We start from the raw sequence: 15244 nt of genomic DNA, 5'->3' as shown, positions 1-15244 counted from the left end.
GGTGTGAAGGCATTAACTTGCAAATATTTTTGCAAGATAGAGCACTACAATGGCACCAATCACAGCGACAACAAAGCTACCGAAATTAAAGCCATCCACTTTACCTTTGCCAAAGAAGCTACTAATTGCACCACCGACAACCGCACCTACAATACCAAGAATACAAGTCCATATCAGACCAATATCATAAGAGCCTGGCATTAAGAATTTCGCCAAAATACCTGCGATTAAACCAAAGATAATCCAAGCAAGAATTCCCATATTTCCCCCTAAAATAGTCATGATATAAACAACATACCTAAAAAATGTCACTTATTGAGTGTAAGTCGAAAAAGTGATTTTTTCCAATTATTAGAAATAAATTACACAATATTTAGGATAAATAGATGGATTATTTCTTAATGAATAAAAAAATAGCGCTGATTAATTAGCGCTATTTTTTATTGGATAAGATTATTTTTAAACTACAGAGCCTCTATTGCCACTGCAATTTCTGGCGATGTTTTTAATGTTCTAATTTGTCTAAATAACTCATCAGCTTCTGGATACTCTTTGCGTAAATAACTAAACCACTGTTTAATGCGTGATGCATGATAAATTGTCGTATCACCACGCTTTTCTAAGCGAACATAGCGCTTTAATAATTCAATCACCTCAGACCAAGGCATCCTTGTCTCTATGCCTTTAACAACACGGCTTAAGTTAGGTGTATTCATTGCACCACGGCCAATCATTATCGCATCACAACCTGTTGTGGCTAAACAGGCCAATGCATCTTCACGGTTCCAAATTTCACCATTGGCAATCACAGGTATTGAGAGCCTTTGGCGAATATCACCAATGGCCTGCCAATTGATTTTTTCAGCATTATAGCCATCTTCTTTTGTTCTGCCATGTACTGTGATTTCTGTTGCACCACCTTGTGCTACGGCATCAGCAATTTCATAACTATATGCAGAAGAATCCCAACCAAGTCTGACTTTTACTGATACGGGCAATTCTAAAGGTACTGCATTACGCATTGCTTTTGTCGCTTGATAAATAGTTTCTGGCTGTTTTAAAAGTGAAGCACCACCACCACTACCATTAACCGTTTTTGAAGGGCAACCACAGTTTAAATCAACACCCCAAGAGCCTAACGATACGGCTCTAAACGCATTTTCAGCCAACCATTGTGGGTGTTGTCCTAATAATTGTACTCGCATTAATGTTCCGCTTTTAGTGCGACTTTCTGTATGTAATTCAGGACATAAGCGATAAAAAGCTTTTGTTGGCAGTAATGAATCAACAACACGCACAAACTCTGTAATACAGAGATCGTAATCGTTAATCGAGGTGAGTAACTCTCTCACAAGGGGGTCTAAAACCCCCTCCATTGGCGCTAATAGAACTCGCACTTTTTAACCTCAAAACTCTTTTCTAGCTTTTGACCAAGGGTTTTGATTATCACTACCTTCATCACTTTTACGTGAACGACGAGGCCCTAATTTACCAGTACGTGAGCCATCTTTATTACGGTAGTTTTCTTTACTTTTATTGCGTCCAGACTCTTTACCTTCACTATCGCTGTCTTTACGACTATTGTTGCGATTGTCTTTACCACGAATATCTGCACGACCACCACTTCTACGCGGGGCATTATTCTTTGGTTTTTTATGCAAAGGCGCGGCTTTAATTGAAGGGTCAGGATCGTAACCATCTAACGCTAAACGTGGAATTTCACGTTTTAATAGACGCTCAATATCAGCTAATAATCCATGCTCATCAACACAAACCAATGAAATAGCTTTACCGGTTGCGGCTGCTCGACCTGTTCGACCAATACGGTGAACATAATCTTCTGCCACTTGCGGTAATTCAAAATTGACAACATAAGGCAGTTGGTCAATATCAAGGCCACGAGCCGCAATATCGGTTGCCACCAGCGCTTTTAATTTACCATCTTTAAAGTCAGCTAAAGCACGAGTTCTCGCACCTTGACTTTTATTGCCATGAATAGCTGCTGATTTGATACCATCAGCATTTAAATGTTCAGCAAGCTTATTAGCACCGTGCTTTGTACGTGTAAAAATAAGCACTTGTGACCAGTTTTCTAAGCCAATTAAATGTGACAACAACTCTGTTTTACGTTTTTTATCCACTAAATGGACATATTGATCAACAGATTCAGCCGCTGAATTTTTTGGTGCAACAGAAATACTCACAGGATTATTTAACAGCGAGTTGGCAAGTCCTGTGATCTCTTTAGAGAATGTTGCAGAGAACAATAAATTTTGACGTTTTTTAGGTAATTTATTGATCACACGGCGAATATCATGAATAAAGCCCATATCTAACATACGATCAGCTTCATCAAGCACTAAGACTTCAACACGAGAAAGATCAACCGCATTTTGATGTTCAAGGTCGAGTAAACGTCCTGGCGTTGCTATCAATACATCAACACCACCGCGCAATTTCATCATTTGAGGGTTAATACTCACACCACCAAAAACCACAAGTGAACGGATTGGCAAGTAACGGCTATAAGCTTTCACATTCTCAGCAATCTGCGCAGCGAGTTCACGGGTTGGCGTTAAAATTAGCGCTTTAACTGGTTGACGGCCTTTAGTTTTTTCTGCAGATTGAGCTAACTTTTCCAAGATCGGCAATGTAAACGCCGCCGTTTTTCCGGTCCCTGTTTGCGCACTGGCTAATACGTCTTTACCCGCCAAAATCGGCTCAATCGCCTGTTGTTGAATAGGGGTTGGGGTTTTATACCCTTGTTCATCAATAGCGCGGAGAAGCGCCTCACTTAAACCAAGCGATGTAAAATCGGTCAAAACAGTAGTCTCCTACAACCAGAACGTATAACACGGTGATTGAAATTAAAAATGACGGGCTTTCATGCTGTCAATCTATAGGTATTATTACTCTATAGGTACTACCATTTAGTCGGTAAGACAGTGATGAAAGAGAATGAACCTTGCTAGGTTAACCTAATAACCCCTATTTTAACAGTTTTTGCTATATTCAGAATACAAAAATAATTTTCAATAATAGATAGCGTTTTTTTTTATTACAAAACATATTACAAAACACCTTTATTTGATTATTTATTACAAAATTTCCCTATTGTTCAATATCATCTAATATAATACTCCTTGTTATCGCTGTTTTTAATATCATTGGTTTTGTTACATTTTACTTAAGTAAGGTATCTTCTATTATGTCAGAAACCCATCAGAAGACGACTCGTGGTGAACTAGCAAAACGACAATTATTGGAAGCGGCATGTGAGATCTTTGGTAAAAATGGCCCTGATGCCGCCACCACACGCCAAATTGCACAAGCTGCTCAACAAAATATTGCCGCTATCGCTTATTATTTTGGTTCTAAAGAAGGGTTGTATCTCGCCGTTGCACAACATATTGCTGATCTTATCCGTCTTGATTTTGAACCAACCGTTGCCATTCTTGACGAATTTCTTGAACGACCCAACCCCACAGAGCATTTACCATTGCTACAAACGCTGATCACAGATAGCTTTTTACAATATGCTCAACTGGTACTTGATAAAGCCAATATTCATATTAGTCGTATCATGGCAAGAGAACAGCTTGTTCCTACCGAAGCGTATTCCCTTATCCACCAGCAAGCATTATCACCACTTTTAACTCGTGTGAATAAATTATTAGCTATCTATATTGGTTTAGATCCCACACTTCCGACGACAATGCTACACACTCACGCTATTTTAGGAGAAGTGCTATCATTTCGTTTAGTGAGAGAAACCATTCTAAGACAAACAGGATGGGATAGAATTGGTAAGAATGAATATAAAATTATCTCTAATACTTTAAAAACACATATTACGTTATTACTCAATGGATTAAGAGAGATTTATACTCACCCACATCATGCATAAATAGAGTTATTATGAAAACTAAAAAAATCAGTTTCTTTATCATCTTAATGATTATTATCGGTGTTATTGCAGGTATCTATTATTACGAAGAAAACAAAGAGTCTGAATTAGTACTCTATGGTAATGTCGATATACGTACTGTTAACCTGAGTTTTCGTGTTGCAGGGAAATTAGATTCATTACTCGTTGATGAAGGTGCCCCAGTCAAACAAGGGCAATTGTTAGGAAAGCTTGATGATGCCCCCTATCGTAATGCACTAAATAAAGCTTATGGTGAGCGTGATAGTGCTATTGCTGCATTAGCGTTAATGGAAGCCGGTTATCGCAGTGAAGAAATTGCACAAGCCCAATCTGACGTGTCATTAAAACAAGCAGCTTGGCAATATGCCGACAACTTTTATAAACGCCAGCAAGATTTGGCTAACCGAAAGGTAATTTCAGCCAATGATTTAGATAGCGCGAGAAATAATCGCAATCAAGCAGCCGCGGCCTTAAAAGCAGCCCAAGATAAATTAAATCAATATCAAAATGGTTATCGAAAAGAAGATATTGATGCTGCTAAAGGGCAAGTTATGCAGGCAAAAGCCGCCGTTGCTCAAGCAGAGTTAAACCTTCAAGACACACAGTTAGTCTCACCTTCACAAGGTACAGTATTAACAAGGGCCGTTGAACCAGGCACTATTTTATCTGCTGGTAATCCCGTATTTACAGTGTCTTTGACTAACCCTGTTTGGGTTAGAGCGTATATTAGTGAAACCCACTTAAGTGAAGCAATCCCTAATAGAGAAGTCTATCTCTACACTGATGGGCGCAAAGATAAGCCTTATCATGGCACTATCGGTTTTATTTCACCGACAGCAGAATTTACGCCAAAGAGTGTCGAAACACCGGAATTAAGAACTGACTTAGTTTATCGACTCCGCGTTGTTGTGACGGATGCTGACGATGCATTACGCCAAGGAATGCCCGTGACTTTAAAATTTGCACCCACTCATTAAGTGGGAGGCGAAATGGAACACACTGATTACACTATCGAACTACAAGGCGTTGAAAAACGCTTTACCGGTCTAGAATGCCCGGCGGTTTCTGCATTAACAGCCACCATAACGGGTGGCTCTGTCACAGGTTTAGTCGGCCCAGATGGTGCGGGTAAAACCACATTAATTCGTATGCTTGCTGGGCTATTAAAACCAGATGCAGGTGATATTCGTATTTTAGGAATGGATCCGCAAAAACAAAGCGTGGATGTCCGAGCTATTCTTGGCTATATGCCTCAAAAATTTGGTCTCTATGAAGATTTAACGGTGTTAGAAAACCTTAATCTTTATGCCGATTTAAAAAATGTTATCGGTGAAGAGCGCAAAAAAGTTTATCAACAATTGCTCTCTTTTACCGATCTCACACGCTTTACCTCTCGCCTTGCAGGTAATCTTTCAGGAGGTATGAAACAGAAACTGGGGCTAGCTTGTACTTTGTTAGGTAGCCCTAAAGTCTTGCTACTTGATGAGCCAGGCGTCGGCGTTGATCCCATTGCACGCCGTGAGCTTTGGCAAATGGTACATGCCTTAGCCAGTGATGGTATGTTGATACTGTGGAGTACCTCTTATCTTGATGAAGCAGAACAATGTAAAAATATTCTCTTACTTAATAAAGGAGAGTTACTTTATAGTGGTATTCCACAAGACTTAACAGCGAAAATGGCAGGCCGTTCTTTTCTACTTGATGTTGAAGGCCATCAGCGAAGAAAAGTATTACAACAAGCTATTATTCAACCCCAAGTGACAGATGGTGTTATTCAAGGACAATCGGTTCGTTTGATATTGAAAAAACAAAGTAATCAATCCGAATTACTCAATGCCTTGGGTAAACCTGATGCTAAACTTATTCCAGCAACACCGCGCTTTGAAGATGCTTTTATTGATTTATTAGGAGGTGGTCCTTCTCATAAATCTGAATTAGCTGAAATTATGCCTCAAATTCCTCCCGCCCCCAATGAAACCGTTATTGAAGCACAGCAACTAACCAAAATGTTTGGTCAATTTGCGGCAACCGATCACGTTGATTTTCAAGTTAAACGAGGTGAAATTTTTGGGTTATTGGGGCCTAATGGTGCAGGAAAATCGACAACCTTTAAAATGATGTGTGGTTTATTAGTTCCCACCAGCGGTAAAGCGCTGGTATTAGGTATGGACTTAAAAGAGAGCTCGGGTAAAGCTCGCCAACATTTAGGTTATATGGCACAAAAATTCTCACTTTATGGCAACCTTAAAGTGGGACAAAACTTGAAATTCTTCTCTGGTGTTTATGGCTTACACGGCAAACAACAGCGAGATAAAATCAACGATATGATAACTGCCTTTGGTTTACAACCGATGGTAAATCAAATCACTGAAACCTTACCTTTAGGTTATAAGCAGCGCCTTGCTCTTGCATGCTCATTGATGCATGAACCCGATATTCTCTTTTTAGATGAACCCACATCAGGTGTAGATCCCTTAACACGTCGAGAATTTTGGCTACATATTAATGGCATGGTTGATAAAGGAGTAACCGTAATGGTGACCACTCACTTTATGGACGAAGCAGAATATTGTGATCGTATTGGTTTAGTTTATCGCGGAAAAATTATTGCTGCAGGAGAACCAGATTCTCTCAAAAAAATGGTTGCCAGCGACGATAATCCAACACCTTCAATGGAAGATGCGTTTATAGGTTTAGTGTTGGATTACGATAAAAAACTTGAACGTGAAAATGATAAAGGGAGCGAAAAACATGCGTAATTCAGCTCAATCCTCTCATGCCCGTTTTTCTTGGCGACGTTTGTTCGCGTTATGTTTAAAAGAAACAAAACAGATCACCCGTGATCCCAGTAGCGCCCTCATCGCTTTTGTGATCCCCCTCACTTTGTTGTTTATTTTTGGCTACGGTATTAACTTGGATTCGAGTAAGTTAAATATTGGCATTTTGACTAATCAACAAAGCCAACCTGCACAAGAGCTCGTTTACACTTTTACCAATTCACAGTATATCAACGCAACTATTAGCGATAATCGACAATTATTGATCGATAAGATGCAAGCAGGACAAATTCGGGGCATTGTGGTTATTCCTGTGAACTTTGCTGAATTACTGACCCGACAAGATACCCAAGCACCCATTCAGGTGATCACCGATGGTAGTGAGCCTAACACTGCAAACTTTGTACAAGCCTATACCAAAGGGGTTTGGCAAATCTGGCTACAACAACAAGCTATCAGCAAGGGGATTGATACTACACCACTAATTGAAGTAGAACCGCGCTATTGGTTTAACCCTGCGGCAATTAGTCAGCACTATATTATTCCGGGTGCCGTTACTATTATTATTACCGTTGTCGGCGCAATTCTCACTTCGTTAGTAATAGCTCGTGAATGGGAACGTGGCACAATGGAAGCCTTACTTTCAACCCAAATCACACGTACCGAGCTCTTACTTTCAAAACTTATTCCTTACCAAGTTTTAGGCAGTTTTGTCATGGTACTGTGCATGGTGGTAACCGTCTTTGTGTTAGGGGTACCTTATCGAGGATCACTTTGGATTTTAGGGGGGATCACCTCGCTCTTTTTAGCCACTGCCTTAGGTATGGGATTACTCATTTCAACACTGACTCGCAATCAATTTAATGCCGCCATGATCGCCCTAAATGCTGCTTTTTTACCTGCGATTATGTTGTCGGGTTTTGTGTTTGAAATTGATAGCATGCCATTTTTTATTCAGGTGGTGACTTATTTCATTCCTGCACGTTATTTTGTCAGTAGCTTGCAAACGCTATTTTTAGCAGGCGATATTCCATTGATATTAATATTAGATATGTGGTTGCTGATCGTTTCTGCCCTATTTTTTATTGGCTTAACTGCATTAACAACACGACGTCGATTAGATTAAAGGGAGAGTATTTATGTTTTATCGTCTTCTCACCCTAATAATGAAAGAGCTACAGTCATTATTACAAGAGCCTCAGACTCGTATTATTTTGATAATGCCTGTTATCTTTCAAATGATCTTATTTCCTTTTGCCGCAACATTAGATGTTACCAATGCCTCTATCGCAATTTTTGATGAGGATAATGGTAAACAATCTATTGAGTTAACCCAACGTATTGCCAAAGCGAGTGCATTTTCTCAAACATTATTACTGAAAAATGAACATGAAATAAAAGAGACCATTGATAATCGTAAAGCTCTTTTATTGGTTCGGTTTCCACAAAACTTTAGTGCTAATTTAGAAAGCCAAATCCCTGTTAAATTGCAATTAATCTTAGATGGACGAAATTCTAACAGTGCGCAAATTGCAGCTAGTTATGTACAACAAATCGTACAAAATTATCAAACTGAATTAGCAGGGCATACACCGTCTTTACTGAATAAAACAGAACTTGTTGTTCGTAATTGGTATAACCCAAATTTAAATTATAAATGGTTTATTGTGCCCTCATTAGTAGCATTGATTATCACCATTGGCGTGATGATAGTCACTTCACTTTCTGTTGCTAGAGAGCGAGAGCAAGGTACCTTGGATCAACTACTAGTTTCCCCTCTGTCAACATGGCAAATTTTTGTGGGTAAAGCGGTTCCGGCAATGGTTGTTGCCGCCATTCAAGGCTCTATTGTATTGATTATAGGCATATTTTGTTATCAAATACCCTTTTCAGGTTCATTATTATTGTTTTACTTTACCATGCTAATTTATGGTTTATCGCTGGTGGGTTTTGGATTATTAATATCAGCATTAAGTTCGACACAACAACAGGCTTTTATTGGCGTTTTTGTGTTTATGATGCCAGCCGTTTTATTATCAGGTTATATTTCTCCCGTAGAAAACATGCCAGTTTGGCTACAACATGCCACATGGATAAACCCAATTCGTCATTTCACCGATATTACAAAACAGATTTACCTTAAAAATGCAGATATCACAGTAATATGGCACAGTTTATGGCCTTTATTAGTGATTACAGCAGGCACAGGCTCCTTTGCGTATTATCTTTTTCAAAGGAAGATTGTTTAAAACAATGGTAATTACTTTAGAGGAACTTTTATGACTCCTTTTATTTCTGGTATTAACATTCTCTTTGTTGCGGGTTTTGGCCCAATTACTTGCGATAATGCACAAAGCCAAACATTTTATAAAGATGTGCTTAATCTGCCGTTAAAACCAATGGAAGGTAACAGTGACTATTTATCGATATCAGAAAGTGAATTAAAAGGCGTTCAACATTTTGCACTGTGGCCTTTAGAGCAGGCAGCTATGTCTTGCTTTGGCCAAAATAAATGGGCTGACTCTCTGCCAGTGCCACAATACTGGGTTGAATTTGAGGTGGAGGATATTGATAGTGCAACTCAAACTTTAAAACAAAAAGGCTATCAATTGTTAGTTGATAATCGTGTTGAACCTTGGGGACAAACAGTTACTCGCTTATTGAGTCCTGAAGGCGCTTTAATCGGTTTAACTATTACACCTTGGTTGCGAGATAATTAAACTTTATTCTATTTAAATTGTGTGCAACAGAAAAATTCTCTTAACAAAAACACAAAAAAAATCCCACAACTTATAAAGTTATGGGATTTATTTTTTATGCTGTTTTTAAACTACGTTTATCCACAGATACCGTTAAAATTAACGACGATCGCCTAAAATACGCAGTAACATTAAGAACAGATTGATGAAATCTAAATAAAGCGTTAATGCACCCATAATTGAGTAGCGGCGCATATTTTCTTTATCTTCTTGGTTAATCTCATTACCCATGTCTTTTAATTTTTGTGTGTCGTAAGCCGTTAAACCTGCGAAAATTAACACACCTGCGTAAGAGATAACCATGCTCATCATTGAGCTTTGCATAAAGATATTAACGATAGATGCAATAATGATACCGATAAGCCCCATAAACAGGAAGCTACCCATACCCGTTAAGCTACGCTTAGTGGTGTAACCGTAAATGCTTAATGCACCAAACATTGCCGCACAAATAAAGAATGTGCTCGCAATTGAAGATGCAGTATAAAGCAGTAATACACTTGAGATAGTCACACCCGTTAGCACGGAATAGAGCATAAATAATGAGGTTGCCATTGCACCACTCATTTTATGGACCATACCTGATAACACGAAAACTAACCCTAATTGAGCAATGATCAGACCAAAGAAGACGATCTTGCTTGAGAAAATCATTGATAATAATGCTTCGCTTGATGCAACGTAGAATGCAACAAACGCAGTTAATAGCAGACCTACAGTCATCCAACCATAAACCTGAGCCATAAAGGTTTGTAGGCCAGAACCTGTGCGCTGTACGATTGAATCATTTGAACGTGAAAATCGATCCATGATGATTACCCTTTAATCATAGTGATAACGTTAGGTTTAACGATAACGTTTATTTCAGTAAAGAGCCCATTATGGACTCATTAGAATTTAATTTTATCACACTGATTTTACATTTCCATGAAATAAACCGTATGAAATGTCATCACAAAATAAATTTAGGTAAAGTAATGTAGCGATTAATTGAGCGTAATGATTTATTCCCAACGCTCCGCTGAATCATAATCACTTTGGCGCGCATCGACCCATCTATTTTTATTTTCAGAGAGCCCTTCTTTTTTCCAAAATGGCGCGCGTGTTTTTAAGAAATCCATAATAAATTCAGCAGATTCAAACGCGCTATTACGATGGGAACTAGTGACACCCACAAACACTATTTCTTCACCAATATTCAATGTGCCCACTCGGTGAATAACACTGACTCGTTGTAAAGGCCAACGACCTCGTGCTTCATTAACAATGTCATTAAGCGCCTTTTCAGTCATACCTGGATAATGTTCAAGTGTGAGCGTACTTACTTCATCCCCTAAATTGTGATTACGCACTTTCCCTGTAAAGGTCACAACTGCGCCATCACTGTCACACTCAGAAAGCCATTGGTATTCATCACCAACACTAAAATTTTCGGTTTGTACTGAAATACGAGTTGATGCGCTCATTTTATCCTCCTGTAACAGGTGGGAAAAAGGCGATTTCATCACCATCATTAATAATGTGAGAACCTTGAACAAAGGATTGGTTTACTGCCGAGAGTAACTTGCCATCTTCTAACGCCAGTAACCAACGTTCACCTTTGGTAATTAATGCCTTACGCAAATCGTCTACTGTGTGGTATTCACAATCTAATTCAAGAGAATCAACACCGACTAACTCACGGACTTGAGCAAAAAAGAGAACTTTAATCATGCTTCCACCTTAAAGTGACCAGATTTGCCACCTGTTTTTTCTAATAAACGTACAGGCCCTATCACCATATCTTTTTGAACCGCTTTACACATATCATAAATCGTTAACGCAGCTACCGATGCCGCAGTTAATGCTTCCATCTCAACCCCTGTTTTACCGGTTAAACGACAAACAGATTCAATGCGTACACGATTAGATTCAGTGAGTGCTTCTAAACGCACTTCAACTTTAGTTAATAACAGCGGATGACATAACGGGATTAATTCCCATGTTCTTTTTGCTGCTTGAATACCTGCAATTCTTGCTGTCGCAAATACATCACCTTTATGGTGTTTACCTTCGGTGATCATACTTAATGTTTCTGCTGACATTTCAACAAAGGCTTCAGCACGCGCTTCTCGCACTGTTTCAGCTTTAGCGCTAACATCTACCATGTGAGCTTCACCGGCAGCATTAATATGAGTTAGTTGAGACATGCACAACTCCTGAAATTAACGAAATAACAGAGCGAAAAACTACCCACCAATAACAGATAAGTTCGGTGTAATACCGCTATCACCTTGATGAAGAAAATGGGTTTCTCGTTTATGAAGAAGACCACCCTGAATACGCTGTTGTAATGCTTCTTGTTGACTATCGTCAGCAAGCAAGTCGCGTAAAGGAATACCATTTTCACCAAATAGGCAAAGATGGAGATTACCAATAGCTGAAACACGTAAACGGTTACAGGTTAGGCAAAAGTCTTTCTCATAAGGCATGATCAGACCAATTTCACCTTGATAATCAGGATGGGTAAATACTTGAGCAGGCCCGTCACTACGGGCGCGAGGAATTTGTAACCAACCTTCATTGAGTAAGCGCTGGCGAATAACTTCACCAGACAAATGAAAGCGGTTGAAAATATCACTACCGTCACCAGTTTCCATTAATTCAATAAAGCGCAGCTGAATAGGCCTGTCTTTGATCCAATTAAGAAAATCAGGAAGATTTTTATCATTCACATTGCGCATCAACACAACGTTAACTTTGACTTTTTCGAACCCTGCGGTAAATGCAGCATCAATACCTTCCATCACTTGGCTAAATTTATCTTGTCCAGTAATAGCGTGGAATTGACGAGGATCGAGACTATCAACGCTCACATTAATCGCACTCAAACCCGCGTCACGCCATTGTGCAACATCTCGTGATAAACGATAACCATTGGTTGTCACTGCGATTTTTTTAATTGCGGCATTATCTTTGATTGTCGCGATAATATCAGTAAAATCGCGGCGCATTGTCGGTTCACCACCCGTTAAGCGGATTTTTTCTGTCCCTAATGCGGCAAAAGATTGTGTCAGTCTGCTGATTTCATCTAATGAAAGAAATGATTTATGACCGTTAGGCTTATAACCATTAGGTAGGCAATAAGTACAACGGAAATTACACACGTCTGTAATTGAAAGACGTAAATAGAAAAACTTGCGGGAAAACGCATCAACGAGTTGTTGCATAATAACACCTTTCCAAATCGGGAGATGCTGGCATTTCTACCTTGCACCCTGGTGACTTGTTTCGTCACGGCCAGAACATCATATCTTGTCAATACACGACTTAGACGTTAAGGCTAGGAGTTTATCTTTACCTGTTTTTCACAGGTTTCTAATACCTATATATTTATTGTGGATTCTACCTGCTAATTATGTAAAAAGCGAATAATGTTTTCGCTATATAATTTATAATACAACGACTTACAACACTTTAGTCACGCTAATAACATAAACAAAAACACTTTCATTGGTTAAATATTAGCCTATCAAAAGTGAAATTAAACTAGGAATGTGATGAAATCACGTCGTGATCATAGGCTTAAAATTTAATTGTGATAAATTAGCGGCAAATTTTTAAAGATGAGTAGAACAAATATGCGAAATCGCACGCTAAGTGATTTAGATCGTGTTGTTGCCCTTGGTGGTGGTCATGGCCTTGGACGTGTGCTTTCAGCACTCTCCTACTTAGGCTCTCGCCTTACTGGTATTGTCACAACAACAGACAATGGCGGTTCTACTGGCCGTATTCGTCAAGAAGAAGGCGGCATTGCGTGGGGTGATATGCGCAATTGTATTAATCAGTTAATTACTGAGCCTTCTGTTGCTTCTGCAATGTTTGAATACCGTTTTTCTGGTACAGGTGAACTGGCTGGACACAATTTAGGAAATTTAATGCTAAAAGCGTTAGATAACTTAAGTGTTCGGCCTTTAGAAGCGATTAATCTTATTCGTGGATTATTAAGAGTCAATGCGCATCTTATTCCTATGTCTGAACAAGCCGTTGACCTAATGGCAATAGACGACCAAGGTAATGAGATTTATGGTGAAGTTAACGTTGATATTTTGCCTAAGATCCCACAAAAACTTGATCTTTATCCTAAAGTACCAACGACGAGAGAAGCCATTGAGGCCATTGAGCAAGCAGATCTTATCTTAATTGGCCCTGGTAGTTTTTTTACCAGTTTAATGCCTTTGTTATTATTGCCAGAGCTTGCACAAGCATTACGCCGCAGCAGTGCAACAACAATTTACATTGGTAATTTAGGCAAAGAACTAAGCCCTGCTGCTGCCAGTATGACGATGTCTGATAAAATTGCCATGATGGAGAATTATATTGGTTTACAAACAATAGATGCGGTGATTATTAGCCCTGAAACACAATATGAATCGATGAAAGGTCGATTAATTGTACAAGCTCAATTGGAAGCCAAAGATATTCCTTATCGTCACGATCGCCACTTATTAGGTAAAGCTATTGAGTTAACACTGCAGCAATTAGGGCAACGTAACACATCAGCTCAAGCCGTTAAATAAAATTCAACCACCTAACTTAACAGCCTAATTTCATAAAACAAACCGCATCTGTAATAAACAGAAAATGCGGTTTGTTTGTTGATAAAAACGTAATATTACTATTGGTTTTCAACGTATTATTAACTATTAAGGTGTTTTAACGTAATACGTTGGCTGATGGTTTCTTCAATTTCAGAAAGTGTCATTGGCATATCATTTTTCATTAAACCGAGGCCAGCCACAGTTCGAGAGAAAGATGTTAAATCCAATGGCGGTAAATCCATTATCCAATTTTCTTCTGTTGCCAACGTATCTTCTGCATTAAGAATATTTTGTATAACATCCGTAAAAGCTTGATGAGAAGAAACCCAATCTTGATCGCCACTCGCCCAAAACCAACGCGCCGCAATAAAGTTTTTCCACATATCTTCCCAGCCATCGTAAATTCGACGTAACATTGAGGCACTCATTAGTGACCATGTTTGTGCTTCTTGCTGGGTAATATAACCTTGCTGACACCCTTCTAAACAGAGCTTGTTAAAACGGCAGAGATCCCAAATAAGATATTTCACATTTTGAATATTCATACGATTAGTGCTCATCATATCGATTTGCCATAAACGCTCGTTTTTATCATGTTCCGTTAACTCTGAAAGCAAAATATCATTTTTTAACGATTGAATATCTTCCTCTTTACCTTCTAAAATCTGATCGCGCAGTTGGTAAAAATCATTGGTATGGCCTTGGGTGAGTAACCAAAACAGTTGATAGACTAAATCCCAACGATCGTTAATTCCCCAGCCTGCAGATAATCCACCATCATCTTTGCCTTGGTCATACTCGTTATATGCCCATTCATTCATCACAGCGTAAGGTGCTGCTACATATAATCCCCATTCATGAGGTAATAATTGATCTGTTGTATTTTCTACTTCAGATAAAATGGGCTCCTGCCCTGCTGTTGATGGTTTTGATAATTCACTATCTTGTACAGCAAATTTGCGTAACCATTTAAAAAGCAAAATAAGAAGAATAACACCAATAATGACCCCTGCAGAGCCGGGAAACCCTGCATAAACATAACCACTCATTCACTGTCCTTAATATCTTTTTTATCTTTGTAAATAATTGACGCTTGTTTGTGGTGATATTTAAACAGTTGAACGCCATTAAGGGAATATAAAACTAGGGAAAAAGTGAAAGATAAAAGGGAAAAAGGGATAATCCGGAGTAAATATACAG

At 38.9% G+C, this 15244-nt stretch carries 16 protein-coding genes and 1 riboswitch; of the genes, 7 read left to right on the top strand and 9 right to left on the bottom strand.

Annotation, left to right across the window (positions count from 1 at the left end; genetic code table 11):
- Nucleotides 1-12: 12 nt before the first annotated feature.
- The 3 genes from LG402_RS05960 to rhlE form a co-directional block, all read right to left on the bottom strand.
- On the bottom strand, nucleotides 13-261 hold the full coding sequence (locus LG402_RS05960) for a GlsB/YeaQ/YmgE family stress response membrane protein (RefSeq protein ID WP_036938310.1): 249 nt from the start codon (nucleotides 259-261) through the stop codon (nucleotides 13-15).
- A gap of 203 nt (nucleotides 262-464) precedes the next feature.
- Nucleotides 465-1397 carry a tRNA dihydrouridine(16) synthase DusC gene (dusC, locus tag LG402_RS05955; RefSeq protein ID WP_227336598.1) on the bottom strand — a complete coding sequence of 311 codons (933 nt, stop codon included), beginning with the start codon at nucleotides 1395-1397 and terminating at the stop codon, nucleotides 465-467.
- Nucleotides 1398-1406: 9 nt separating this feature from the next.
- The gene (rhlE, locus tag LG402_RS05950) at nucleotides 1407-2822 is read right to left on the bottom strand and encodes an ATP-dependent RNA helicase RhlE (protein ID WP_227336597.1); all 1416 of its coding nucleotides are present in this window, start codon (nucleotides 2820-2822) and stop codon (nucleotides 1407-1409) included.
- Between the two features lie 386 nt (nucleotides 2823-3208).
- On the opposite strand from rhlE, the gene cecR reads away from it, so the two are divergent.
- The 6 genes from cecR to LG402_RS05920 are packed head-to-tail and all read left to right on the top strand — an operon-like array spanning nucleotide 3209 to nucleotide 9425.
- Nucleotides 3209-3907 carry a transcriptional regulator CecR gene (gene cecR, locus LG402_RS05945; protein WP_227336596.1) on the top strand — a complete coding sequence of 233 codons (699 nt, stop codon included), beginning with the start codon at nucleotides 3209-3211 and terminating at the stop codon, nucleotides 3905-3907.
- 11 nt (nucleotides 3908-3918) lie between these two features.
- The gene (hlyD, locus tag LG402_RS05940) at nucleotides 3919-4905 is read left to right on the top strand and encodes a secretion protein HlyD (protein ID WP_109409692.1); all 987 of its coding nucleotides are present in this window, start codon (nucleotides 3919-3921) and stop codon (nucleotides 4903-4905) included.
- 12 nt (nucleotides 4906-4917) lie between these two features.
- A complete protein-coding gene (locus LG402_RS05935; protein WP_227336595.1) occupies nucleotides 4918-6687 on the top strand; it encodes an ATP-binding cassette domain-containing protein in 1770 nt (589 codons plus the stop codon).
- The gene (locus LG402_RS05930) at nucleotides 6680-7831 is read left to right on the top strand and encodes an ABC transporter permease (RefSeq protein WP_166541067.1); all 1152 of its coding nucleotides are present in this window, start codon (nucleotides 6680-6682) and stop codon (nucleotides 7829-7831) included. Before LG402_RS05935 ends, LG402_RS05930 begins: the two co-directional genes overlap by 8 nt.
- Before the next feature lie 13 nt (nucleotides 7832-7844).
- The gene (locus LG402_RS05925) at nucleotides 7845-8954 is read left to right on the top strand and encodes an ABC transporter permease (protein ID WP_166541066.1); all 1110 of its coding nucleotides are present in this window, start codon (nucleotides 7845-7847) and stop codon (nucleotides 8952-8954) included.
- Between the two features lie 30 nt (nucleotides 8955-8984).
- On the top strand, nucleotides 8985-9425 hold the full coding sequence (locus tag LG402_RS05920) for a VOC family protein (protein WP_166541065.1): 441 nt from the start codon (nucleotides 8985-8987) through the stop codon (nucleotides 9423-9425).
- Nucleotides 9426-9563: 138 nt separating this feature from the next.
- Here LG402_RS05920 and LG402_RS05915 read toward each other — a convergent pair whose 3' ends face one another.
- From LG402_RS05915 to moaA, 5 genes are all read right to left on the bottom strand, one after another.
- Complete coding sequence (locus LG402_RS05915; RefSeq protein WP_072070555.1) at nucleotides 9564-10274, bottom strand: Bax inhibitor-1 family protein; 711 nt, start codon at nucleotides 10272-10274, stop codon at nucleotides 9564-9566.
- Nucleotides 10275-10468: 194 nt separating this feature from the next.
- A complete protein-coding gene (gene moaE / locus LG402_RS05910; protein WP_109409684.1) occupies nucleotides 10469-10930 on the bottom strand; it encodes a molybdopterin synthase catalytic subunit MoaE in 462 nt (153 codons plus the stop codon).
- Between the two features lies 1 nt (nucleotide 10931).
- Complete coding sequence (gene moaD, locus LG402_RS05905; protein ID WP_109409683.1) at nucleotides 10932-11177, bottom strand: molybdopterin synthase sulfur carrier subunit; 246 nt, start codon at nucleotides 11175-11177, stop codon at nucleotides 10932-10934.
- A complete protein-coding gene (gene moaC / locus LG402_RS05900; protein ID WP_072062889.1) occupies nucleotides 11174-11653 on the bottom strand; it encodes a cyclic pyranopterin monophosphate synthase MoaC in 480 nt (159 codons plus the stop codon). Before moaC ends, moaD begins: the two co-directional genes overlap by 4 nt.
- 39 nt (nucleotides 11654-11692) lie before the next feature.
- Nucleotides 11693-12673 (bottom strand): GTP 3',8-cyclase MoaA, encoded by a 981-nt coding sequence (gene moaA / locus LG402_RS05895; protein WP_088493379.1) that lies wholly within the window; start codon nucleotides 12671-12673, stop codon nucleotides 11693-11695.
- Nucleotides 12663-12805, bottom strand: a riboswitch (molybdenum cofactor riboswitch). (Overlaps the previous gene by 11 nt.)
- Before the next feature lie 279 nt (nucleotides 12806-13084).
- Between moaA and yvcK the strand changes: the two genes are divergently transcribed.
- Nucleotides 13085-14023 carry a uridine diphosphate-N-acetylglucosamine-binding protein YvcK gene (yvcK, locus tag LG402_RS05890; RefSeq protein WP_109409682.1) on the top strand — a complete coding sequence of 313 codons (939 nt, stop codon included), beginning with the start codon at nucleotides 13085-13087 and terminating at the stop codon, nucleotides 14021-14023.
- A gap of 119 nt (nucleotides 14024-14142) precedes the next feature.
- Here yvcK and LG402_RS05885 read toward each other — a convergent pair whose 3' ends face one another.
- A complete protein-coding gene (locus tag LG402_RS05885; protein ID WP_166541064.1) occupies nucleotides 14143-15093 on the bottom strand; it encodes a DUF1266 domain-containing protein in 951 nt (316 codons plus the stop codon).
- Nucleotides 15094-15244 lie beyond the last annotated feature (151 nt).

It is taken from the genome of Proteus sp. NMG38-2 (assembly GCF_020640995.1).
GTDB lineage: Bacteria > Pseudomonadota > Gammaproteobacteria > Enterobacterales > Enterobacteriaceae > Proteus.
Note: the sequence above shows the minus strand (reverse complement) of the source record. Positions and strands in the feature narration are given on the sequence as shown.

Coding starts and splice junctions, on each gene's coding strand:
- LG402_RS05960 (WP_036938310.1), bottom strand. CDS start 261: ATGGGAATTCTTGCTTGGATTATCTTTGGTTTAATCGCAGGTATTTTG.
- cecR (WP_227336596.1), top strand. CDS start 3,209: ATGTCAGAAACCCATCAGAAGACGACTCGTGGTGAACTAGCAAAACGA.
- hlyD (WP_109409692.1), top strand. CDS start 3,919: ATGAAAACTAAAAAAATCAGTTTCTTTATCATCTTAATGATTATTATC.
- LG402_RS05935 (WP_227336595.1), top strand. CDS start 4,918: ATGGAACACACTGATTACACTATCGAACTACAAGGCGTTGAAAAACGC.
- LG402_RS05930 (WP_166541067.1), top strand. CDS start 6,680: ATGCGTAATTCAGCTCAATCCTCTCATGCCCGTTTTTCTTGGCGACGT.
- LG402_RS05925 (WP_166541066.1), top strand. CDS start 7,845: ATGTTTTATCGTCTTCTCACCCTAATAATGAAAGAGCTACAGTCATTA.
- LG402_RS05920 (WP_166541065.1), top strand. CDS start 8,985: ATGACTCCTTTTATTTCTGGTATTAACATTCTCTTTGTTGCGGGTTTT.
- LG402_RS05915 (WP_072070555.1), bottom strand. CDS start 10,274: ATGGATCGATTTTCACGTTCAAATGATTCAATCGTACAGCGCACAGGT.
- moaE (WP_109409684.1), bottom strand. CDS start 10,930: ATGAGCGCATCAACTCGTATTTCAGTACAAACCGAAAATTTTAGTGTT.
- moaD (WP_109409683.1), bottom strand. CDS start 11,177: ATGATTAAAGTTCTCTTTTTTGCTCAAGTCCGTGAGTTAGTCGGTGTT.
- moaC (WP_072062889.1), bottom strand. CDS start 11,653: ATGTCTCAACTAACTCATATTAATGCTGCCGGTGAAGCTCACATGGTA.
- moaA (WP_088493379.1), bottom strand. CDS start 12,673: ATGCAACAACTCGTTGATGCGTTTTCCCGCAAGTTTTTCTATTTACGT.
- yvcK (WP_109409682.1), top strand. CDS start 13,085: ATGCGAAATCGCACGCTAAGTGATTTAGATCGTGTTGTTGCCCTTGGT.
- LG402_RS05885 (WP_166541064.1), bottom strand. CDS start 15,093: ATGAGTGGTTATGTTTATGCAGGGTTTCCCGGCTCTGCAGGGGTCATT.